A 22,110-nucleotide genomic window follows, 5' to 3' on the forward strand; every position below is an offset into this window, starting at 1 on the left:
GGCAGGCCGTGACCCCGAATCCACCGACCGGACGTATCCGGCGCGCACTGTTCTCGCGAGGCTCATGGTCTGAGGCGAGCAGGGTCAACGACATCCTCCGCAAGGAAACCGTCGGCGGCGTCATCTTGCTCGTCGCAGCGGCCACGGCGTTGATCTGGGCGAACTCGCCCTGGTCGGACAGTTACTTCGGGCTGCGCGACTCCGTCGTGGGCGGCCAGTGGCTGGGCCTGCACCTGGACCTCACCGTCGGGGCGTGGGCGGCAGACGGTCTGCTGGCCGTCTTCTTCCTCGTTGTCGGGTTGGAACTCAAACGTGAATTCGTCGCCGGCGATCTGAGGGATCCGGCCCGCGCCGCCCTGCCGATCGCCGCGGCGGTGGGCGGCATGGTCGTGCCCGCGCTGATCTTCGTCCTGGTCAATCTCAACACCGGCGACGGGGCGTTGCGCGGCTGGGCCATCCCCACCGCGACCGATATCGCGTTCGCCGTGGCCGTCCTCGCGGTGATCTCCACCCATCTGCCGTCAGCCCTGCGCACCTTCCTGCTGACGCTGGCCGTGGTCGACGACCTGCTGGCCATCACGGTTATCGCGGTGTTCTACACCGAGGACATCAAGGTCGTGGCGCTGGCCCTGACGCTGGTGCCTCTCGCGTTGTTCGCGGTGTGCGTCCAGCGCGGCGTCACGGCCTGGTGGGTTCTGGCGCCGCTGGGATTGGCGACGTGGGTGCTCATGCACGAGTCCGGGGTGCACGCCACGGTGGCGGGCGTGCTGCTCGGATTCATGGTCCCGGTGCGGCGTTCGGAGGCGCGCGACGGGCGGGTGCTCAAGGGGGGAATGGCCGAACATTTCGAGCACCGTCTGCGGCCGATCTCCGCGGGCATCGCGATCCCGGTGTTCGCGTTCTTTGCCGCTGGCGTGAGCATCGGTGGGGCCGATGGCCTGGGCAGAGCCCTGACCGATCCGATCACGCTGGGCATCGTGCTCGGACTGGTTGCGGGCAAGCCGATCGGCATCTTCCTGACGACCAGGTTCCTTTCCGCGGTGACGCGCGCCGACCTGGATTCGTCGCTGCGCTGGGTCGACGTCATCGGAGTGTCCATGCTCGCGGGGATCGGCTTCACGGTCTCCCTGCTGATCGGCGACCTCGCCTACGGGCTCGGCTCAGAACGTGACGAATTCGTAAAGATCGGCGTGTTGACCGGATCGCTCCTGTCGGCGGTGTTGGCGGCTGTCGTCCTGCTCACCAGAAATGCCGCCTACCGGCGGATATACCGTGAAGAGACCAGTGATGAGGACCGCGACGGAGTGCCTGACGTGTATCAGACTCGACAGGACTGACGGTCACAGCCGTGCGTAGACTGAGCTGATGCTTGAACAGATCCGCGGTCCCGCTGATCTGCAGCACCTGTCCCGGGCGCAGCTCGACGAGCTCGCTCGCGAGATCCGCGATTTCCTGATCCACAAGGTCGCGGCGACAGGCGGACATCTGGGACCAAACCTCGGTGTCGTCGAGTTGACGCTGGCGCTGCATCGCGTCTTCGACTCGCCGCATGATCCGATCTTGTTCGACACGGGCCATCAGGCTTACGTGCACAAAATGCTCACTGGCCGTTGCCAGGACTTCGACTCGCTGCGTAAGAAAGACGGCCTGTCCGGCTATCCGTCGCGGTCGGAGAGCGAGCACGACTGGGTCGAGTCAAGTCACGCCAGTTCGGCGCTGTCCTACGCCGACGGTCTGGCAAAGGCCTTCGAGCTGAGCGGGCACCGCAACCGCCACGTCGTCGCGGTCGTCGGTGACGGCGCCCTGACCGGCGGCATGTGCTGGGAGGCGCTTAACAACATCGCCGCGTCGAAGCGTCCGGTGGTGATCGTCGTCAACGACAACGGCCGCAGCTATGCCCCGACCATCGGCGGTTTCGCCGAGCATCTCGCCGGTCTGCGCCTGCAGCCCGGGTACGAACGGGTGCTCGAAGAGGGGCGCAAGGCTGTCCGCGGGGTCCCCCTCGTCGGGGAGTTCTGCTATCAGTGCATGCACAGCATCAAGGCAGGCATCAAGGACGCGCTGTCGCCGCAGGTGATGTTCACCGATTTGGGGCTGAAGTACGTCGGACCGATCGACGGCCACGACGAAGCCGCGGTGGAGGGTGCGCTGCGACACGCCCGCGCGTTCAACGCACCGGTCGTCGTCCACGTCGTCACCCGCAAGGGCATGGGGTATGCGCCTGCCGAGAACGACGTCGACGATCAAATGCACGCCTGTGGCGTGATCGATCCCGAAACCGGGCTCGCGACGTCGGTTCCCGGACCGGGGTGGACGTCGGCGTTCTCCGAGACGCTCATCCAGCTGGCCGCCAAGCGCCGTGACATCGTCGCGATCACCGCGGCGATGCCGGGTCCCACGGGTTTGAGCGCGTTCCGGAAGCGCTTCCCCGATCGCTTCTTCGACGTCGGAATCGCCGAGCAACACGCGATGACGTCGGCCGCCGGGCTGGCGATGGGCGGTATGCATCCGGTCGTCGCGATCTACTCCACGTTCCTCAACCGCGCCTTCGACCAGATGCTGATGGACGTTGCGCTGCACAACCTTCCGGTGACCCTGGTGCTCGACCGCTCGGGCATCACCGGTCCCGACGGAGCGAGCCACAACGGAATGTGGGACCTGTCGATTCTCGGCATCGTGCCCGGCATGCGGGTGGCCGCGCCGCGGGATGGTGCCCGCCTGCGCGAGGAACTCGCCGAGGCTGTCGACGTCAAGGACGGTCCCACCGCCCTGCGTTTCCCCAAGGGTGATGTCGGAGATGACATTCCGGCCGTCGAACGGCGAGACGGAGTTGACGTGCTCGCGGTTCCTGCCGACGGGATGTCCGACGACGTGTTGATCGTCGCTGTCGGCGCATTCGCCGCGATGGCGATCGCGGTCGCCGAAAGGCTGCGCAACCAGGGCATCGGCGTCACCGTCGTCGATCCGCGATGGGTGCTGCCCGTTCCCGCGCCCATCAGCACGCTGGCCGCGGCGCACAAGCTGGTCGTGACCCTGGAGGACAACGGCGAGCACGGCGGCATCGGCTCCGCGGTCTCGGCGGCGCTGAGGCGTCAGGAGATCGACGTGCCCTGCCGGGACGCGGCGCTGCCACAGGAATTCTTCGCACACGCCTCGCGTGGCGAGGTGCTCAACGCCGTGGGACTGACCGAACGCAACATTGCCCGCCAGATCACCGGCTGGGTTGCCGCTCTGGGTGCTTCGGTCGGCGAACGCGAAGTCAGCCAGCACGTCGACTGACACGTGAGAACCGCTGGCGCCGTGCGCCTTTTGGTGGCTTTGCTAGTGACGGCTGCCGCGTCGGTGAGTTGTGCTCCGACCGTGCCCGAGTCAGGGCCGGCCTGGTCGGGAATGGACGCCCGCGACTATGACGGCCCCATCCCGCCGCCGGGACAGCTTCTCGGGACCGTCCCCCTCGATGAGGAGCTCTCGGTCGCCGGCGCTGGAGAGGCCTTCCGCATCCTGTACTCGACGATCGATCAGCATGGCCGCCCCGCGGTCAGCACCGCGGCGGTGTTCACCCCGAAAACTTCGCCGCCGCAAGGGGGTTGGCCTGTCATCGCCTGGGCCCACGGGACCGTAGGCCTCGGCGACGACTGCGCACCCTCAACCCAGTCGCGCAGCGGACGCGACGGCGAGTACCTGTCGCACTGGCTCGGCGAAGGATACGCGGTCGTCGGCACGGACTACGCGGGGCTGGGCACACCCGGCTTGATGAGCTACCTCAACAGCGCGACCACTGCGCGTGGTGTGGTCGACTCGGTGGCGGCCGCGCAGCACATGAACCTCGACCTGTCGCCGAGGTGGGCGGTGGTCGGACAGTCCCAGGGCGGTGGAGCCGCCGTCGCGACCGCGCGATGGGCGACCGAGTTCAGCGCAGGCACGGATCTGGACTATCGCGGCGTCGTCGCGACGGGCACCCCGGCCGGTGTGGAGTCCATCGTGAGGCAGGCAGGACCCGACATGGTGGTGCCGAGCGGCCCGATGGCCAGTGTGTACACCGCCTATATCGTTGCGGCTCTTCGTGATGCGCGACCCGACCTGAATCTCGACCAGGTCCTGACGCCGGACGGACGCGCGGCGGCCGACGAAGCCGAGACGGTGTGCGCGGCCGAGCTGGCAGGTGCGCTGCCCGATGCCACCCCTGCGGAGTTCTTCACGGCGCCGGTCGTGTCGATCCCCGGCGCCGCCGAAGCCATCGACCGCTTCATGGGCATTCCTGTGTCGGGCTACGACCGTCCTGTTTTCCTGGGCGTCGGGATGCGCGACCGCGATGTGCCTCCGAGTTTGACGCTGCGGTTCGCCGACGAGCTGTCTGGCAACGGTCACGACGTGACACTCAAGGTCTATCCCGATGCCGACCACAGCGGCACCGTACTCGATTCGATACCGGACTCGACAGCCTTCCTCGCGCGCGTCTTCAGCTGACGGCGAGGCCCGTATCCAGAATTATCGCGCAGGCGTAGCGAGCGCTCTAGCCAGCACAGGCACGGCCAGCTCACGCTGCCACTGCCGTGCGGTCGAGCTGGCCAAGAACGCCTCGACGGCGACCGCAGGTTCGTCGGTGTCCTGCCAATCCCAGCACAGCCTGCGCACCAGCTCGGGGGAAAGCAGATTCTCAACAGGCACCGAAACCTGTTGTGCGAGTTCGGTTAATTCGGCCCGCGCCGCCTCAAGTCGGACAGCGGCCTCGGGTTTGCGGCGGGCCCATCGGGACGCCGGGGGCGGTCCGTTGGATGGCTCCTGCACGTCAGGGGGCTCGCTGGTGCGGGCTCGGTTGAGGGCGTCCAGCCACACCTGCGCATTGCGCCGCTGCTTGGTGCCGCCGAAAATCGGTAGCTCGGTGAGCTTTTCGATGGTGTCGGGATTGGTGGTCGCGGCGTTGATGATCGCGCTGTCTGGCAGTATCCGTCCCGGCGCGATATCGCGCCGGCGCGCGATCTGGTCACGCGTCATCCACAACTCCCTTACGGCCGCCAGTGCTTTCGGGTCGCGCACCTTGTGGATACCCGAGGTCCGACGCCATCGATCGCGCCTCGTGGGGGTCGCCTCGACAGTGCGCAGATATTCGAATTCCTGCCTGGCCCATTCGCTTTTGCCCTGCTCGTCCAGGACCGCGGCGATGGCTTCGCGAAGGTCCACCAGCACCTCGACGTCGAGTGCGGCGTAGTTCAGCCATTCCTCGGGCAGCGGCCGTTTCGACCAGTCCGCGGCGCCATGGCCTTTGGTCAGTTGCAGACCGAGCAGACGTTGCACCATGGCCGCGAGGTTGACCCGATCATAGTTGGCGAGCCGGCCCGCCAATTCTGTGTCATACAGCGCGGACGGGCGGATACCGATCTCGGCCAGGCAGGGGAGGTCCTGGTCGGCGGCGTGGAGTACCCACTCGTCGTCGGCGAGCACTTCGGCGACGGGAGCCAGCACCTCGACGGAATCGCCGCCGTGGCTCACCGGATCTATCAAGACCGTGCCTGCGCCCGCACGCCTGATCTGGACGAGGTATGCCCGGTTGGAGTAGCGGAATCCCGACGCACGCTCCGCGTCCACGGCGAAGGGGCCGGTTCCTGATGCGAGAAGATCTGCCGCGCGGGCGATTTCGTGTCTACTCGACGACACACCTGGAACGCCGTCGCGCGGGGCGAGAAGCGGCTCGGCCTCCGGCTCGGGGGTGCCGGGATCGTCGGATTCCAGCGACGAGCCAGCTAGTTCGGATTCGGACATCGGGATCAGGCGCGGGTACGTGAGCCCAGGTCGGTGACCCCGGCGGGCGGCAACCCGGCGGCATGCTCGAGGACTTCGCAGAACGCCTCGACGTGCGGGCCGAGTTCGATGTCGGTCGCCGTCCAGGAGGCGCGCAGCTCAAGCTGGTGTGCGCGCGGCGGGCCCGAGATATCGCCGTAGCGCACCGAGGTAGTGGCCGTGACGGTGCCGCCGAGGGCGGTGACGTGTTCGGCGCGCTGCCCGAGCGCGTCGACGAGCCAGCTCCAGGCCACTTCGGGCAGCAGTGGGTCGACGGCCTCGGTGGAGTCGAGGTCGGCCTGGATGTAGGCGACCAGTCGCATCGTGCCGTCCCAGGCCTCGGCGCCTTCGGGATCGTGAAGAAGGATCAGCCTGCCGAAGGCATCGCCCTCGGAGCGCTCCGGGATGACCGGGGTCTCGGCATGCTTGACCTCGGCGCCTAGCGCGTAGCTGTAGGGCGCCAGGCGTTGCGGGGGCCGGATCGGGCCCAGCTCGATCTCCGGTCGAACGGTGGTGGCATTCATCGCCGCCACCGCTTCGCGGAACTGAGCCGGTTCAGCGGTGGTCACGGCGTTTGACGCTAGCCCATTTCGGCAGGTCTGTGCTCATGGCGCGCCGATTCGGCGGGAACGGGGCATGGCAGCATGGTGGGCGATGAACACGCGCCGCGAGCTGCCCGAATCCCCCTACCTGGCCGCCGTCGCCGGTCACAAGCCGGCGCGGATCCCGGTCTGGATGATGCGCCAGGCCGGCCGGTCGCTGCCCGAGTATCGGGAGCTGCGGGCCAAGAACACCATGATGCAGGCCTGCTTCGATGCCGATCTGATCACCGAGATCACGCTGCAGCCGGTGCGTAGGCACGGCGTCGATGCGGCGATCTTGTTTTCCGACATCGTGGTGCCGCTGCGTGCGGCGGGCATCGATCTCGACATCGTTCCCGATGTGGGCCCGGTGATCGCACACCCGATCCGCACGGCGGGGGACGTCGCCGCTGTCCGGCCGCTGGAGTCCGAGCAGGTCGCCCCGGTGGCCACCGCGATCGGGCAGCTGACGTCCGCCCTGGGTGACGTGCCGCTGATCGGCTTCGCCGGCGCGCCGTTCACCCTGGCGTCCTATCTCGTCGAGGGCGGTCCCAGCCGTAACCACGAGCGCACCAAGGCGATGATGCTGGGGGAGACCGACACCTGGCACGCGCTGATGGCGGCGCTGAGCGACGTGACGATCGCGTTCCTGCGGATGCAGCTGGAGGCCGGGGTCGACGCGATCCAGGTGTTCGACTCGTGGGCGGGCACGTTGTCGCTGGTCGACTACCGCACCTACGTGCTGCCGCACAGTGCCCGGGTGTTCGCGTCGCTGGCGAGCTTCGGTGTGCCGATGACCCACTTCGGTGTCGGCACCGCAGAGTTGCTCGGCGCGATGTCGGAAGCCGTGGTGGGGCACGGCGTGCCCGCTGTGGTCGGTGTGGACTGGCGCACGTCGCTGACCGATGCCGCAGCGCGTGTCCAGCGGGGCAGCGCTCTGCAGGGCAACCTCGATCCTGTGGTGCTGCTGGCCGGTTGGCCGGTGGTGGAGCGGGGCGTGCGTGCCGTCGTCGAGGACGGCAGGCGCGCCGTCGACGCCGGTGCGAGGGGGCATGTGTTCAACCTCGGCCACGGCGTGCTTCCCGCCACCGATCCCGGGATCATCACCGACGCCGTCGCGTTGGTGCACGACCTGTGAGCGCGCCCGGCCGCCAGCGGTATTGCATTGTCGGCGGCGGTATTTCGGGTCTCGCGGCTGCGTACCGGTTGCGGGTGGCCGCCGGCCCGGATGTGTCGATCACGCTGCTGGACCCGGCGGACCGGCTGGGCGGCGTTCTTCGCACGGAGCGGCTCGGTGGCCAGCCGCTCGACGTGGGGGCGGAGGCGTTCGTCGCGCGCCGGCCGGAGGTGCCTGCTCTGCTCAATGAGCTCGGCCTGGCCGGGAAGCAGATCGCGACGACGGGTGCACGGCCGCTGATCTACAGCGAGGGCCGCCTGCATCAGCTACCGAAGGACACTGTCAACGGCATTCCCTCGCGCCCGTCGGCGCTGACGGGGCTGGTCGACGACGCGACGGTCCGGTGGATGCTGGAGGAGCCCCGCCGTCCCTTTTCCTGGCGCCCCGGCGCGGACCCCTCGGTCGCCGACCTGGTCGGCGACCGGTTCGGTGAGCAGGTCGTGGTGCGCTCGGTCAACCCGCTGCTGGCAGGCGTTTACTCGGGGTCGGCCGCGACGATCGGTATCCGCGCGGCAGCGCCGACCGTGGCCGCCGCCCTCGACGGTGGAGCGCAGTGTCTGACGCAGGCTGTCGTCGCCGCCCTGCCGCCGCCGCAGCCGGGTTCGGTGTTCGGGGCGATCGACGGTGGCTATCAGGTGCTGATCGACGAGCTGGTGCGCCGATCGGGGCTGGAGTGGGCGCAGGTCGCGGTTCGTGGACTACGACGGGCGGCACGAGGATGGGAACTCCTCGACGACGAGGGCGGTCGGTGGGGGGCCGACGCGGTGGTGCTCGCTGTGCCCGCGCCGCGTCTGCCCGCAGTGATCGCCGATCTGGCGCCCCGCAGCGCCGCAGCGGCGCGCAGAATCCCGGTCGCCTCGGCGGCGGTGGTTGCGCTTGCGCTTCCGGGTGGCACGCCGCTACCTGAGCAGTCCGGGGTGCTGGTGGCAGGGCGGGGGAAGCTGCATACGAAGGCGGTGACGTTGTCCTCGCGCAAGTGGGGCCGTCGGGGCAGTAGCGAGCTGGTGCGGCTGTCCTATGGCAGGTTCGGTGACGATCTCGCCCGCAGCACCGGCGACGACGAGCTGCTGATGTGGGCGGGCCAGGATCTCGAGACGCTGTTCGGGATCTCGGTGGAGCCGGTCGACGCCCGGGTGGCCCGCTGGATCGACGCGATGCCGCAGTACGGCCCCGGCCACGCAGAACTGGTGTCCGAGGTGCGCGCCGGCCTGCCGGAAGGGGTCGTGGTGGCCGGTGCCTATCTGGACGGTATCGGTGTGCCTGCGTGTCTGGCGTCGGCGGCCAGGGCGGTGGCGGCACTGGTCGTCGCCTGAGCGCTCAGCGGTGGCACGATGGTCGCATGGCCAAGCTCGATTACGACGAACTGAACTCCACGATCCGCTACCTGATGTTCTCAGTGTTCGCTGTGAAGCCGGGTGTTCTGGGCATCGAGGAGGACGCTCGGGCGACCGTCGTCGACGAGACGGCGACCTTCCTCAAGCGCCAGGAGGACAAGGGTGTCGTCGTCCGCGGGCTCTACGACGTCGCCGGCATGCGCGCCGACGCCGATTTCATGATCTGGACGCACGCCGAGAACGTCGAGGCGTTGCAGGCCACCTACTCGGACTTCCGTCGCGCCACCGCGCTCGGTCGCGCATCCACCCCCGTGTGGAGCAATGTGGCGTTGCATCGTCCTGCCGAATTCAACAAAAGCCATATCCCGGCCTTCCTGGCGGGCGAAGAACCGGGCGCTTACATCTGCGTGTATCCGTTCGTGCGATCGCTGGACTGGTATCTGCTGCCTGACGAGGAACGTCGCCGCATGCTCGCCGAACACGGGATGGCCGCCCGGGGGTACAAAGATGTTCGCGCCAACACGGTGCCGGCGTTCGCGTTGGGGGACTACGAATGGCTGCTGGCCTTCGAAGCGCCCGAATTGCACCGCATCGTGGATCTGATGCGTGACCTGCGGGCCACCGATGCGCGGCGCCATGTCCGGGAGGAGACGCCGTTTTTCACCGGGCCGCGCGTCTCGGTCGAACAACTCGTCGCTGCGCTGCCGTAGCTGTTTGCCCGCAGCGCACTGACGCTCCCGCGTCTGCCACTCTCGCAAATCACGGTAATTGTTACCAACGAAAATTATGCGGAATGAACAGCAATTAGTACGTTTTGCGAACTGTTTGGCAAACATCGACGAATGGATGCGCCGCGGTTCCGCCGACAGATTTCGATTGCTAGACTCGCCGCGTGCCGAACCTACGGGGGGTGACGGCGGGTGCAGCAATCGTTGGCGTCGGGTATGCGGCTTGGCTACTGAGCGATTGGGGCGGAACTCCCGTCATCCGGATCGTCGATGACGCGGGCCTGATCTTCTTCGCGGCCTTCGCGGCGGTGTGTGCTGCCATCGCGTCGATCAGGGCGCGCGGCAAGGCACGCGCGGGTTGGGCAAGCCTGGCTGTCGGCGCGGCCGGTTGGGCCGCCGGCGAGGCGGCATGGTGTTACTACGATCTCGTCCTGGGCGAGCAGCCGTTCCCATCATGGGCAGACGCCGGGTACGCCCTGTTCCTGGCAGGCGCCGCGCTGTGCCTCTGGCTGATGCTGTCTGCCCATCCGCTGGGCATTCAGCTGCGGATAGTGCTCGACGGGATCATCGTCGGCGCCGCGATCTTCTGCGCGGTGTGGGCGACGCTCCTCGCCCCGGCCTACACGGCACAGTCGGCGTGGGTGTCTGCTGACGTGCTGGCGCTGTCCTACCCGTTGGTCGACATCGGACTCGTCACCATGGCGACGCTCCTGCTCTCCCGGGCGCCCGCGTCCAAGCGCCCGATGCTGGTCGCGCTGGCCGTGGGCCTGATGCTGATCACGCTGTCGGACACCGCTTTTGCCTATCTCATATCGGTCGGCGGCTACGACGACCACCACGCGATCGCTATCGGTTGGGCGTGGGGCTTCCTTTGTCTGGGTGTCGCAGCCCTGGTCGCCCCGCGCAACGCCTTTGAGGCCAGTCGCGGGGTGGCGCCGACCGTGTCGCGTGCCGCGGTGTGGCTGCCGTACGTGCCGGTAGTGGTGTCGGCGGCGATCTGCACACCGGTGTTGATCGTGGGCCTCGGACCGGTCTTCATCGCAGCTGCCGTGACGGTATTCGCCGTGATGGTCCGTCAGTTCCTCGTTCTCGCCGACAACGGCCGCCTCCTTGGGAAGGTCGCCGATCAGGCGTCACGCGATCCGCTGACCGGCCTTGCCAACCGGACGATGTTCCAGGAGCGCCTCTCCTATGCGATGCGCCTGCATCAGCGCCATTCGATGGCGGTGGGTGTGCTGGTGATGGATCTCGATCGCTTCAAGACCGTCAATGAGAACTTCGGCCATCCGACCGGGGATGCAGTGCTGATCCGCGTCGCCGAGCGTCTGGCCGGCACGGTCCGCAGCACCGATACGGTGGCGCGGTTCGGTGGCGACGAGTTTGCGGTGCTGCTGGAGGGCGACGCCGATACGGCCCGCACCCTCGCCCACCGCGTGATGCGGGCTTTCGAGCGACCTTTCCACATTGCCGGCGAGGACCTCGTCGTGCGGCCCAGCGTCGGTCTCGCCGTCGCCCCTGCCGGGGATTCCGACATCACCGCAGATGAACTGCTCGGCCAGGCCGACATCGCCATGAACACCGCCAAGAGGGCGCTGTCGCATGAGTTGGTGGTCTTCGAACCTCACCTCGACGCGGACGGGAAGGTGACCGCACAGCGTCGCGATCCTGCCGGTTTCGACGGCGAGTGGCACGACGAGGGGTCCCAGCGGCTATTGGACGAACTTCGTTACGCCATCGAGCATTTCGAGCTCAGCGTGGTCTATCAGCCGAAGTTCGACCTGCGTACCTACGAGGTGCGCGGACTGGAGGCCCTCGTACGGTGGCCGCATCCGCGGCGAGGCTTGCTGACACCGAACCAGTTCCTCCCACTGGTTCGTCAGCACGGTCTGATGCGGTCGGTGACATCACTGGTGCTGGAGCGTGCGCTCGACGATGCGGCGCAGTGGTATCGCAAAGGTCTGGGTGTGCCGGTGGCCGTCAACGTCTTTGCGCCCTCTATCAGCGACCCCGAGCTACCCGGACAGATCATCGACGCGCTGGACCGGCGAGATCTGCCCGCGGGAGCACTGATCGTGGAGATCACCGAGGATCTGCTGCTCGACAACCTGGCCAAGACGCGCATGGTCGTCAACAAGCTGCGCGACAAGGGGATTCGGGTCGCCATCGATGACTTCGGCAGCGGTTACTCGGCGCTGTGGTACCTGCGGGAGTTCCCCGTCGACGAGGTCAAGCTGGACCGCGAATTCATCGCCCCCATCCTGACCCACCCGGCGTCGGCGGCCATCGTGCGCGCCGTTGTCGACCTTGCTCACGCGCTGGGGGTCACACCCGTCGCCGAAGGGGTCGAGAACGCTGAGACGGCAAATCAGTTGCTGGAGTACGGGTGTGAGGTCGCCCAGGGTTTCCTCTACAGTCCACCGCTGCCGGCGTCGGCGATCGAGAAGCTACTGGAATCACACAAGCGTGCTCTGGGCGCGGACTACGAGTCTGCAGGCACCAGTCGCAGCGAGATCGAGTTGATGCAGTAGCGCTGGTCGGTCGGCGTCGGGTAGCCCTCGCCCTCAAACACATGCCCGAGATGGCTGTGGCAGTTTGCGCACAGCACCTCGACGCGCCGCATGCCCAGCGAGTCGTCGGGCCGCAAGATGACGGCCTCGGAATCGGCAGGGTCGAAGAATGACGGCCAGCCGCAGTGGGATTCGAATTTTTCTGTGCTGCGGAACAATTCGGCCCCGCATGCCCGACACTGGTAGACACCCTCGGTCTTGGTGTCGGTGTACTCGCCGGTGAAGGGACGTTCGGTGCCCGCCTGCCGCAGTACCGCGAACTCCTCGGGAGTGAGCCGTTCACGCCACTGGTCGTCGCTGAGCACCAGCTTGGGAGCTGTCATGGTGCCAGGCTACTCGGCCTGCCGGCCGGCGGGCGCGAGCTGGTTCATCCACGGCGGATCGATGCCCTCGTCGAGACGGCCGTCGTTCTTGGCGTCGAGGTACCGGAAGACCAGCACGGAGGCGACCACGATGACCATCAGGGACCAGCCATAGGTGATCTTGAGGTATTCCAGCGCGCGTCCGGTGGACGGCAGCTGCCACAGCAGCCACTTATCCATGGTCAGGAACCCGTATGCGGCCAGCCAGGCAACCCAGTTGCGGATCACCGAGTTCGGCAGCACCACCGTCATCAGGAATGGGAACAACACGATGGAGTAGTAGCCCTGTCCGAGCGACAATGCGAGCCACGACGTGGTCAGCACCACCCCGGAGGATGTCAGCATCCAGAAGAAGGGGTCGCGGCTTCGGTAATAGCGGTACAGCAGCCAGAGCGCGACCGCGCCGATCACGACGAACAGGATGCGCAGCGTCATGATCAGCCACATCGGCAGGCCGTAGTAGAGACCGTTGCCGAGGATGGAGCTGTTGAAGTAGTCGCGGGTGGAGAAGATGTAGGGCACCGTGCGGGTCACGAAGTTCATCGGGTCGCTGATGAGTGGCCACGCTGCTGCGTTGAAAACCACCGGTACCGCGAATGCCGTCACCAGCGACCGCCACTGGCGGTTCAGCAGCGGTAACAACAGCAGCGGCGCGATCAGAGGTTTGACGACCAGCGTCAGCCCGATGGCGACACCAGCCCACCACTCGTGGCTGCGGTTCCCGTCGAGCAACCACCGGAAGAACAGCACCTCGAGCAGCAGGATGACACCGTTGATGTTGCCGAACACCAGTGTGTTGGTGACGCTTTCGGTACAGAACATCGCCAGCAGCAGCGCGGGTGCGGCCACCGAGGACAGCGTGAAGTTGAACAGTCGCAGCAAGAAGTAGCCGGCCAGGATGATCGCGACGGTATTGAAGAAGATGAACCAGTTCCGCGACGCGACCTCGGGCAGATAACCGAACGGCGCGATGATCAGTGTGCCGCCCGGCGGGTAGAGGTAGTGCGGGTCGACGTGGTCGAAGTGCTCGTTGTAGATGTCCCAGCCGAACTTGAAGTTGATGACGGCGCGGTAGACGGGAGCGAAGTCGTCGGTGATGTAGCGGTTGAAGACCAGCACATAGCTGCGATGGATGACCGCCATGATGGCCAGCGGCCACAGGATCGACCGCAGGACTGACGCGGTGGTCGGCGGGGCCGTGCGGGGCCGAAACGCGGTCAGTACAAGATCACGCACGCCCCGCACCGTACCTCAGCGTTCCGTGAATACTGTCAGGCCGGGCAGTACGTGTCGGTCGGCGGCAGCTCACCGGTCTTGACGTACTCGATGACCGGGGGAAGCGCGCAGGGCGAGTAGATGCTGGCCCCGTGCCCGATGCCCTGCCACATCACTCGCCGATTCGACGAGCCTGCGTTGATGGCGGTGGCGGCGACGGCGGCGACCCCTTCATTGCCGACGATTGGGTTGTTGGCGACTCCGAGCAGCAGTGTCGGGATGGTGAGCCCGCTGGGCTCCTTCGGGACGCTGCCGCTGGGCCAGTTGAGGCACTTGACCATGTCGAGGGCACCGACAGTGCCGAATTGCGGGTACATCTTGCCCCAGGCGACCACGAGCTCCCTGACCCTGTCCGGGGTGGGCCGGTTGAGCGCGTCGCTGCAGGTGTTGACGAACTGCCCGTCGGTCTGACGCAGCGTCTCCGCCTGGTTGATCAGGTTGTTCAGCCGGTTGGTGTTGCCGGAGCGGGCGTCGGCGATGGCCAGCGCGAGCTCGTTGCTCGCGTCGACGCGGCCGCCCCGCGGATATCCCAGCGCGGTCGAGATGGCATCGGCCACGGCGGCCACCGACGCGCCACCGGGTCCGCGGCCGGCGCGGGCGTCGGCGAGCATCGAGTCGACGGCGGCCTTGGGGTCGGAGCCGAGTGGACAGTTGGTGGCCAGGCACTGGGTGGCCCATGCATCGAGTGCGGCCTGCTCGCCTTTGACGCGTTGTTCGGTGGCGGCTTCGGCGGAGATGCCGAGCGGCAGCGGCGAGTCGAGGACCAGGCGGGCCACCTTGTTCGGGTGCGATCCCGCGTAGGCCAGCGCCACCTGCGCGCCATTGCCGATGCCGAGCAGGGCGAGCGCGGGCACGTCCCAGGTGGTGCGGAGCCGTTCGATGTCCTCGGCGGCATGGGCGTTGTCGTAGGCAGAGTCGCCGGGGGCGATGGTGTCGGTGCAGCTTGTCGTCGCCGTCATCGTGACCGCACCGAGGTTGGCGACGGGATCGTCGCCGGACTGGAACTGCGCCTGCTCGAACATTTCCTGGCGGTCGAACAGGTCGCGGCAGTCCAGCTCGCCGGACATGCCGATGCCGCGACGGTCGACCGAGACGATCGGGTGAGTCTTGAGCACGTCGGCTCCGGCGCGCGACAGCCATACCGGAAGCTGTAGGGAGGAGGGCAGGTCCGATCCGGTGGTCATCACCAGAGGCCCGGCGTCGGCGGGCGTCTGGACCGAGGTCGCGCGGACCACGCCGATGCTGACGGTGCCGGAGGCGCCGTTGATCGGATCCAGGTCGGCGTCGTAGCTGGCGCAGTCGAGCTTCACGCCCGGAAGGGGTTGAACCGAGGCTGACGCGAACATCCGACCCGTGCAGTCACGCCAGGACAGGTCGTTCTTGGGTGCCTCGATGGCGGGCGGACCGGCGGGCTGGTCGCTGGTCTGGGGGGCTCCCTGGGGGCCGGCCCCTGAGTCGGTGGCGTACCGCGGGTTGGCGGCCAGCCCCGGTGAGCAGGCCGCCAAAACCAGCGACACCACGACAGCCAGGACCACTCGATGCATGGGCACCACAGTACTGACTGGCGACTAGGGAGCTTCGTCCCCGCGCGGCGTGCGCTCTCGGACGTAGCGCAGGTACAGATAGCCCTTCTCGTCGGTGAGCGCGTGCCGCAGTTGCAGGCCGCTGCGCACCTCGCCGGGGCCGGTGACGATGCGGCCGGGCTTGCCTCCGAGCACCAGGGGAGCGACGGTCACGCAGAGCTCGTCGAGCAGATCGGCTTCGGTGAACAGCCCAAGGATCCCGGGGCCACCCTCGTTGAGCACCCGCACAAGTCCGCGTTCGGCCAGGAGGTCGAGCGCGGTGCGCAGGTCGACCGAGTCCGGCTGTTCGCCCGAGGCGTCGAGCACCTCGGCAAGCGCGCCCAGGCGCTGCCGGGTGTCGTCGGCGGCGGCCGAGGACGTCAGGATCAGCGGCGTCACCTCGGTGCGGTGAAACAGTTTCGCGTCCCGGTCGATCTGGCCGGACCGGGTGAGCACGGCGATCGGCGGAACCTCGGCCTGGCCGCGGCGCTGTCGGGCGAGCCGTTCGGCGGCGCCGAATTGGACGCCGGAGTAGTTCTCCACCTGTGCCGTGGATGCGCCGACGACAACCACGTCGGCGAGTTCGCGAAGAGCGGCGAAGACGGCACGATCGCCGTCGCTGCCCAGATCCCCGGACTTCCCGTCGCTGGTCGCGCCACCGTCGACCGAGGCGATCATGTTGGCGCGCACCCAGCACGACTGCAGCCCATCGGGATAGCCGTAACGCTGGGCAAGGTCGGTCGCCGCGAGATCGCCGTCTCGGCCCAAGAGTGTGAAGTGCATCCCGTCAGCGTCGCCGGACATACGTCAAATCACAGCACGCCGCTATGGTGCCTGCATGCACGGGTCCAGCGATGTCGATCATCTGGTCGATCGACATCCCAGCGTCACACCGGAACGACTCATCGCACAGCTGATCCCACCGCCTACGTTTGCCGACGTCAGCTTCGATTCTTATCGGCCGGACCCCTCGGAGCCTTCGCAGTCGGCAGCGGTGGAGACGTGCCGCACGTTCTGCGAGCAGGCGGTGGCGCGCCGGGCGGGCAAGAAGAAGTTGTTCGGCAAGCGTGAGGTGTTGCCCGGTGTCGGGGTGTACCTCGACGGCGGCTTCGGTGTCGGCAAGACGCACCTGCTGGCCTCGTCCTACTACGCCGTCGGCGGGGCGACCGAATACAAGCGTGCGTTCGCGACGTTCGGTGAACTGACCCAGTTGGCCGGGGTATTCGGTTTCGTCGAGTGCATCGAGCTGTTGTCGGACTATGTGCTGCTGTGCATTGACGAGTTCGAGCTCGACGACCCCGGCAACACCACGCTGATCTCGCGGCTGCTGTCGGCACTCGTCGAACGGGGGGTGTCGGTGGCGGCGACGTCGAACACGCTTCCCGAGCAGCTAGGGGAGGGCCGTTTTGCGGCGCAGGATTTCCTGCGCGAAATCAACACGCTTGCTTCGATGTTCACCACGGTGCGCATCGAAGGGCCGGATTACCGGCACCGTGATCTGCCGCCTGCGCCGATGCCGCCGACCGACGACGAGGTCGTCGCGCGGGCCGCCGAGGCCAGTGGTGCGACGCTCGACGACTTCGATGCGCTGTGCGCGCATCTGGCGACGATGCATCCGTCGCGGTATCTGACGTTGATCGAGGGGGTGACGCATGTGTTCATCACCGGCGTGCATCCGCTCGACGATCAGAATGTGGCGCTGCGACTGGTCTCGCTGACCGACAGGCTCTACGACGCGGGCATTCCGGTGGTGGCTTCCGGTGCGAAGCTCGACACCGTGTTCAGCGAGGAGATGCTCGCGGGCGGCTTCCGCAAGAAGTACCTGCGCGCGACGTCGCGTCTGCTGGCGTTGACGGCGGCCGGTCAGACCGGGCGGACCATCACGTAGTCGGCCTCGACGTGCTCGCCGAGGCGGAAGGTCTTGGTGCCGGTGATGGCGAAGCCGTACTTGGCGTAGAAGCGCTGGGCGCGCGCGTTGCGTTGGTTCACGCCGAGCCATACCGACGCCGCTGCCAGCGTGCCCGCGTGGTCGAGCGCCGTGTTCATGAGCGCGGCGGCGACGCCGCCGCCGTGTGACTCGGGTACGACGTACATCTTCGACAGCTCGACCGACGGTCGCGCGACGACGGCCTTCGATACCTCAGGGTCGTCTGGAACCCCGTGAATCATCATGGTGTAGCCCAGGATTCGAGTGTCGGCGACTGCGATGAGAACTGCACGGTCGGGGTCGGCGAGGTAGCTGTCGAATCGTGCCGGCGACAGGTTTTCGGCGACGAAGGCTGCGACGTCCTGCGGTCTGACCGATGGCGGGCACGCCAGCGGAAAGGTGCGCGCAGCGACGTCGGCGAGCTCGGATACCTGGGACGGTTCGGCCCGGACGACTCTCAGGCCACGTTCCACTGCGCGAGGCGTAATCCGGTGATCTTGTCGAGCAGGACGACGTTGGAGACGAGGTCGCGGTAGCAGTCCCACCAGACGCCGCCGGTGAACGTCTGCCCGGGGACGGCGGTCTGCATCATGCGCTGCAACGCGTCGGGGGCGTCGCTGTTGCGTGGTTCGTAGGCGTCGGCCGTCGGTGTCACGCCGCGGAACTGGAACGTGATCGCCATGGCGTAGGGCGTCGGCACCTTGATCGGGGTGATCGTCACGTCGGCGCGGAATACCTGGTAGCGCGGCGCGCGTGGGGGATACCCGAATCCCGGTGGTGGGGCCGTGGGCACGATGTTGTTAACCGACACGTCGGCGATCAGACCTTCGAACTCCACTCGCAATGTCTCGCCGAGACGCCCGATGGGAATTTCGGCAGCCAAGGCCGGAGCCGCGGCGACCCCGGCCAGGGTTGCCAGGGTTGCGGTCAGAATTGCCAGCCAGCGACGCATGCTTGGCATGATCGCACACCGCGGACTGTCACTGGATGGTCTTGGGTGTCAGGGGCTCCAAGGCCCGACGCCGCCGACCTTGTCGATGCGGATTCGCGTGACGTATCCGTCGGGAGCACCTTCGGGTGGGAATCCGATACCGGGGGCGGCCAGCGTTTGAGCTAGCTGGGCGAGTACCTCAGGGGCGCCACCTTCGACGATCCGCGCAGTGCCGTTGATTGCCAGATAGGGCCGCATCACTTCACCGGGACCTTCGGGGGAGATGATTGTGACCGCGACGCGCCCATCGCGGCGGACGTTGCGCACCTTCTTGTGCTCGGAGAGGTGCGCGGTCACCAGCTCATCACCTTCAGGGGTGGATTGCAGCGCCACCCACACGAGCGTGACGTGCGGGCTGCCGTCGGGATTGAGCGTGACGAGGGTGGCATCGGCGCCGTCGCCGATGAGTTCGCGGGCGGCATCGTTGAGTCTCATGGCAGCTTCTACCGTTCACCGTGCCGATTCATTCCCTCATGCGGTCTCCAATTCCAGCAGAGCGGTCTTGGCGAGCGGACCGCCGATGTATTGGCCCGCCGTCCCATCGGATCGAACGACGCGGTGGCACGGGATCACCACGGGCAGCGGATTGTGCGCGCACGCGGTCCCGACGGCACGCACCGCGCGGGGACTTCCGACTGCGGCGGCGACCTGGGCGTAGCTTTCGCGCTGGCCGTACCCGATGTCGCGCAAGTGCTCGACGACGCTGCGGCGGAACCCCGCTGCGAGGCTGAGGTCGACGGCGATGTCAAAAGTCTTGCGGCGCTTGGCGAAATAGTCGTCGAGCTGATGGGCCACGGCGTCGAGCTTTGCCGGTGCGTGCAGGATGCGTGGGCTCAGCGCCTTCGCGAGTCGGTTGAGCACGGTGTCGTGGTCCTCGACGTCGAAGGCAACCCGGACGAGGCCGGCAGGGGTTGCTGCGAGCAGCAGCGTTCCGACGGGGCTGTCGATCGTGCGGTAGGCGACGTCGAGCAGTCCGGACGGTTCGGCGGATGCCACCAGCTGGTCGTGTAGACGCCGCAGGGTGTCGCTCTCGTCGGGAACTGGCGCGTGAAAAGCGATGTCGATCGTCATGTTTCGTCCTTGCGGTAGTTCTTGCGGAGGGTCTTGATGCCGTCGGCGGCGGCCCGACGAGCGGCGTCTGGGGAGTTGCCGAGGATGACGGCGATCTCGGCGAAGGGCAGCCCGGCGATGTGGTGGTAGGCCACCGCATGGCGCTGCTTGTCGGGTAGTCGTTGCAGGGCTGCCCACAAGTCGGGATCGCGTGCCTGCGGGTCGGCGCGGGCGTCGGCGTGCTCGGGTACGGACTCCGTCGGGACCGCTCGCCGTGATCGGGCGCGTCCGACGTCGAGTGCCCTCCGGTGGGCGATGGTCACGAGCCATGCTTCGACGTTGGCGTCCTCGGGAAGCTCCGGGTAGGCCTTGAGCGCCGACAGGAAGGTGTCCGACCACGCGTCCTCGGCGTCGACAGGGCCGACGACGGCGTGGCAGACCCGCAGCACCGTGGCGCCGTGGCGGGCGACTACCTCTTCGAACGGGGGCACCTTCACATCATGTAGACGCTCGGTCGGGCCCGGACGTGAGACGTCACTTCTGGGTCAAGGCCTCCAGTGCCGCCACCAGATCCCGTTCGAAACGCTCCCAGTCGATGTCGAGGCCGTGCAGCACCCCGTCGTCGTCTTCTTCCTCGTAGAGCGCGAGCAGGAGGTGTTCAGTGCCAACGTAGTTGTGCCCCAGGCGAAGCGCTTGCCGGAATGTCAGCTCCAGCGCCTTCTTGGCCCGGCTGTCGAAGGGGATCAGCGCAGGTACACCGTCGACGCGGGGCGGCAGCGTGATGCGGTCCCCGACAGCGGTGACATCGATGCCCTGGTCGGCCACCAGCACTGCCGCCAGCCCGGTCGGGTCGTGGAACAGGCCAAGGATCAGGTGCGCGGGCATGATCTCGGCGTTCCCGGCCTCGTGAGCCTTGTTCTGTGCTTGGACGACGACGTTGCGGGCACGCTCGGTGAATCGGCTGAACCCGGCACTGGGGTCCAGTGCGGCGGCATCGGTGGGTGTCTTCGGGACGAAGCGCTTTTGTGCGGCCTGCTTCGTGACACCCATGCACCTGCCGATTTCGGTCCAGGACGCCCCGGAGCGGCGCGCCTGGTCGACGAAGTGGCCGATGAGGTGATCGGCGACATCGCCGAGGGCTTCGGCGGCCAGCACGGCGTCGGTCAGCTGGTCGAGGGGTTCGTCATGAACGCCTTTGATGACCTCGATCAGGTCGTCGAGGCGGACGGGGTGGCTGATCTTCGAGGCATCGCTCATGCGTCAACCGTAAGTTGACGACCTAGTCTGGTCAACCCCGGGTTGACGATCAGCCGCGCGGATAGCCGCGCCGAACCGTGCGGTCGAGGATGCCCAGCGTCCCGCGCAGCGCGAGTTCGGAGACCACTGGAAAGATGCCGGCATCGCGCCAGTGCTGGTCGATGCCGGACCAGTCATAGAACGAGGTGACCAGAGTGCCGGTCTCGGCGGGATCGAGTCGGTAGCCGTACACGTGCCCGATCTGAGGCCGGATCTGGCCCAGGATCGTCCAGGCGATCAGCTTGTCCCGCTCGAACTCGGTGATCTGGACGGTCACGTCGTACCGCCCGAGTTCCGGATAGTCATTGAGCGCCTCGCGGTCCATGTGGACGACGAACGAATCGCCGACCGCGGCCGCGGGTTCACCGTCGGCATCCTGCAGCATTCCCGTGGCGTCGATGGCTACGTGGCCGTGCGGGTCGCATAGCACAGCAAAGATCTCTTCAGCCGGAGCGGAGATCGTGCGGGATACCTCGATGCGTTCTGTCATGCGTCGATGGTGCCATGCAGTGGTATGGATCACTGAGTGGTTTCGTTTTGCGGCAGTTCTGGGAAACCAGCGGTCGATGCGGGCTAACGAGAAAACCACGATGCAGCCACGGATGCTGCGGCGGGCGTTGGACTTCATTCACGAGAACGCCCAGTACGACATCAGCATTCGTGACATTGCGGCGGCAGCTGACGTGACGCCGCGGGCGATTCAATATTCGTTCCGCGAGCACCTCGACACGACGCCGCTGGAGTATCTGCGCAGGATCCGCTTGGAGCGTGCACACCGCGAACTGTTATCGGCCGATCCGGCCTTCGACACCGTGACGTCGATCGCGGGACGGTGTGGCTTCAGCCATCCCGGTCGGTTCAGCAGCGCCTACAAAGAGGTGTTCGGAACGGAACCGAGCCGCACACTTCGCAGCTCGTAACGCCGTCACATCGGTGTGAAGCCCACTCCATTGAACTTGCCGGCCTGCCAGCCCTGTTCGCCCATGCAGACGAGGGGCCGACCGTCGGGAGCTTGAGCCGCCGACTGCGGCTTGGGGCAGCGGCTACCGATGTCGCGGACGCCGAACAGCTCATAGCTGGTCTGCCAAAAGCCGGTGTAGACGGGTGGCCACTGGTTGGGGATCCAGCGGCACTGCAGTGCCTCGCCGCCGGGCCCGCGACCGAAGGTGAAACGGTCCATGTTGGTGCACGGGCCGGTCAGGTGGGCGTCGTAGTTCATCCCCGGTACATCGGTGTCGTAGCGGCCCGGGTCGTCCCAGTAGATGGGTCCGGGGTCGGCGGAGGCGAGGGGGGCTGAACACAGAGCGGCGGCGCCAACTGCGGCCGCGGCGAGCATCGTGCGAATCATGGTCCACCCCTGGGTCGTCGAAACCGTACCGGCGTCTTGCGACATTAGCTGGTGCGACGGTGATGTCGGAAGCTTTCACGCCGGAGAACGATCTCGGCCCGCCACCCGGGGGGATTGGTGGCGGGCCGAGCGTA

23 protein-coding genes are annotated in these 22,110 nt (G+C 67.1%); 9 read left to right on the forward strand and 14 right to left on the reverse strand.

What is annotated here, in order from left to right:
* Positions 1 to 8 precede the first annotated feature (8 nt).
* From nhaA to AWC12_RS22455, 3 genes are read left to right on the forward strand one after another with little or no spacing between them, the layout of a single operon-like run.
* Complete coding sequence (nhaA, locus tag AWC12_RS22445; RefSeq protein WP_024449389.1) at positions 9 to 1,337, forward strand: Na+/H+ antiporter NhaA; 1,329 nt, start codon at positions 9 to 11, stop codon at positions 1,335 to 1,337.
* A gap of 28 nt (positions 1,338 to 1,365) precedes the next feature.
* Positions 1,366 to 3,279, forward strand: coding sequence for a 1-deoxy-D-xylulose-5-phosphate synthase (gene dxs / locus AWC12_RS22450; protein ID WP_024449390.1), 1,914 nt, complete (start codon positions 1,366 to 1,368; stop codon positions 3,277 to 3,279).
* Between the two features lie 3 nt (positions 3,280 to 3,282).
* On the forward strand, positions 3,283 to 4,467 hold the full coding sequence (locus AWC12_RS22455) for an alpha/beta hydrolase (RefSeq protein WP_024449391.1): 1,185 nt from the start codon (positions 3,283 to 3,285) through the stop codon (positions 4,465 to 4,467).
* Positions 4,468 to 4,488: 21 nt separating this feature from the next.
* On the opposite strand, the gene AWC12_RS22460 is transcribed toward AWC12_RS22455, so the two are convergent.
* Positions 4,489 to 5,760, reverse strand: coding sequence for an HRDC domain-containing protein (locus AWC12_RS22460; protein ID WP_024449392.1), 1,272 nt, complete (start codon positions 5,758 to 5,760; stop codon positions 4,489 to 4,491).
* A 5-nt stretch (positions 5,761 to 5,765) separates the two neighbouring features.
* A complete protein-coding gene (locus tag AWC12_RS22465; RefSeq protein ID WP_234814135.1) occupies positions 5,766 to 6,302 on the reverse strand; it encodes a DUF3000 domain-containing protein in 537 nt (178 codons plus the stop codon).
* 130 nt (positions 6,303 to 6,432) lie between these two features.
* On the opposite strand from AWC12_RS22465, the gene hemE reads away from it, so the two are divergent.
* From hemE to AWC12_RS22485, 4 genes are all read left to right on the forward strand, one after another.
* A complete protein-coding gene (hemE, locus tag AWC12_RS22470) occupies positions 6,433 to 7,497 on the forward strand; it encodes a uroporphyrinogen decarboxylase (RefSeq protein WP_024449394.1) in 1,065 nt (354 codons plus the stop codon).
* A complete protein-coding gene (locus tag AWC12_RS22475; RefSeq protein WP_024449395.1) occupies positions 7,494 to 8,849 on the forward strand; it encodes a protoporphyrinogen oxidase in 1,356 nt (451 codons plus the stop codon). Before hemE ends, AWC12_RS22475 begins: the two co-directional genes overlap by 4 nt.
* Before the next feature lie 26 nt (positions 8,850 to 8,875).
* Positions 8,876 to 9,580, forward strand: coding sequence for a hydrogen peroxide-dependent heme synthase (gene hemQ, locus AWC12_RS22480; RefSeq protein ID WP_024449396.1), 705 nt, complete (start codon positions 8,876 to 8,878; stop codon positions 9,578 to 9,580).
* Positions 9,581 to 9,762: 182 nt separating this feature from the next.
* On the forward strand, positions 9,763 to 12,126 hold the full coding sequence (locus AWC12_RS22485; protein WP_133057375.1) for a putative bifunctional diguanylate cyclase/phosphodiesterase: 2,364 nt from the start codon (positions 9,763 to 9,765) through the stop codon (positions 12,124 to 12,126).
* Here AWC12_RS22485 and msrB read toward each other — a convergent pair.
* The 4 genes from msrB to AWC12_RS22505 are packed head-to-tail and all read right to left on the reverse strand — an operon-like array spanning position 12,078 to position 16,168.
* Positions 12,078 to 12,488 carry a peptide-methionine (R)-S-oxide reductase MsrB gene (msrB, locus tag AWC12_RS22490; RefSeq protein ID WP_024449397.1) on the reverse strand — a complete coding sequence of 137 codons (411 nt, stop codon included), beginning with the start codon at positions 12,486 to 12,488 and terminating at the stop codon, positions 12,078 to 12,080. The two genes, AWC12_RS22485 and msrB, sit on opposite strands and share 49 nt — an antisense overlap.
* A gap of 9 nt (positions 12,489 to 12,497) precedes the next feature.
* Positions 12,498 to 13,763, reverse strand: coding sequence for an arabinofuranan 3-O-arabinosyltransferase (gene aftC / locus AWC12_RS22495; RefSeq protein WP_024449398.1), 1,266 nt, complete (start codon positions 13,761 to 13,763; stop codon positions 12,498 to 12,500).
* Positions 13,764 to 13,798: 35 nt separating this feature from the next.
* Positions 13,799 to 15,346, reverse strand: coding sequence for an alpha/beta fold hydrolase (locus tag AWC12_RS22500; protein ID WP_085177035.1), 1,548 nt, complete (start codon positions 15,344 to 15,346; stop codon positions 13,799 to 13,801).
* A gap of 24 nt (positions 15,347 to 15,370) precedes the next feature.
* A complete protein-coding gene (locus AWC12_RS22505) occupies positions 15,371 to 16,168 on the reverse strand; it encodes a pyrimidine reductase family protein (protein WP_085177037.1) in 798 nt (265 codons plus the stop codon).
* A 34-nt stretch (positions 16,169 to 16,202) separates the two neighbouring features.
* Here AWC12_RS22505 and zapE point away from each other — a divergent pair, with 34 nt between their 5' ends.
* The gene (zapE, locus tag AWC12_RS22510) at positions 16,203 to 17,252 is read left to right on the forward strand and encodes a cell division protein ZapE (protein ID WP_085177039.1); all 1,050 of its coding nucleotides are present in this window, start codon (positions 16,203 to 16,205) and stop codon (positions 17,250 to 17,252) included.
* Here the strand turns inward: zapE and AWC12_RS22515 are convergent.
* Genes AWC12_RS22515 through AWC12_RS22545 form a run of 7 tightly spaced genes read right to left on the reverse strand, consistent with a single transcriptional unit; the run spans position 17,228 to position 21,118 of the window.
* Complete coding sequence (locus AWC12_RS22515) at positions 17,228 to 17,764, reverse strand: GNAT family N-acetyltransferase (RefSeq protein ID WP_085177041.1); 537 nt, start codon at positions 17,762 to 17,764, stop codon at positions 17,228 to 17,230. The genes zapE and AWC12_RS22515 overlap by 25 nt on opposite strands.
* Positions 17,749 to 18,243, reverse strand: a complete 495-nt coding sequence (locus AWC12_RS22520; protein ID WP_207576468.1) for a hypothetical protein — start codon at positions 18,241 to 18,243, stop codon at positions 17,749 to 17,751. Before AWC12_RS22520 ends, AWC12_RS22515 begins: the two co-directional genes overlap by 16 nt.
* 48 nt (positions 18,244 to 18,291) lie before the next feature.
* On the reverse strand, positions 18,292 to 18,717 hold the full coding sequence (locus AWC12_RS22525) for a PPOX class F420-dependent oxidoreductase (protein ID WP_024449404.1): 426 nt from the start codon (positions 18,715 to 18,717) through the stop codon (positions 18,292 to 18,294).
* A 36-nt stretch (positions 18,718 to 18,753) separates the two neighbouring features.
* Complete coding sequence (locus AWC12_RS22530; protein WP_085177045.1) at positions 18,754 to 19,353, reverse strand: methylated-DNA--[protein]-cysteine S-methyltransferase; 600 nt, start codon at positions 19,351 to 19,353, stop codon at positions 18,754 to 18,756.
* On the reverse strand, positions 19,350 to 19,829 hold the full coding sequence (locus AWC12_RS22535) for an RNA polymerase sigma factor (RefSeq protein WP_024449406.1): 480 nt from the start codon (positions 19,827 to 19,829) through the stop codon (positions 19,350 to 19,352). The genes AWC12_RS22530 and AWC12_RS22535 overlap by 4 nt, the downstream gene beginning before the upstream one ends.
* Before the next feature lie 37 nt (positions 19,830 to 19,866).
* Positions 19,867 to 20,589, reverse strand: coding sequence for a Clp protease N-terminal domain-containing protein (locus AWC12_RS22540; RefSeq protein WP_024449407.1), 723 nt, complete (start codon positions 20,587 to 20,589; stop codon positions 19,867 to 19,869).
* Between the two features lie 49 nt (positions 20,590 to 20,638).
* On the reverse strand, positions 20,639 to 21,118 hold the full coding sequence (locus tag AWC12_RS22545) for an SRPBCC family protein (protein ID WP_085177047.1): 480 nt from the start codon (positions 21,116 to 21,118) through the stop codon (positions 20,639 to 20,641).
* Between the two features lie 100 nt (positions 21,119 to 21,218).
* Between AWC12_RS22545 and AWC12_RS22550 the strand changes: the two genes are divergently transcribed.
* A complete protein-coding gene (locus AWC12_RS22550) occupies positions 21,219 to 21,548 on the forward strand; it encodes a helix-turn-helix domain-containing protein (RefSeq protein WP_234814116.1) in 330 nt (109 codons plus the stop codon).
* A 5-nt stretch (positions 21,549 to 21,553) separates the two neighbouring features.
* Here the strand turns inward: AWC12_RS22550 and AWC12_RS22555 are convergent, their stop codons facing one another.
* Positions 21,554 to 21,976, reverse strand: coding sequence for a hypothetical protein (locus AWC12_RS22555; RefSeq protein WP_024449410.1), 423 nt, complete (start codon positions 21,974 to 21,976; stop codon positions 21,554 to 21,556).
* Positions 21,977 to 22,110 lie beyond the last annotated feature (134 nt).

The organism is Mycolicibacterium iranicum (genome assembly GCF_002101705.1).
GTDB classification, from domain to species: Bacteria; Actinomycetota; Actinomycetes; order Mycobacteriales; family Mycobacteriaceae; genus Mycobacterium; species Mycobacterium iranicum.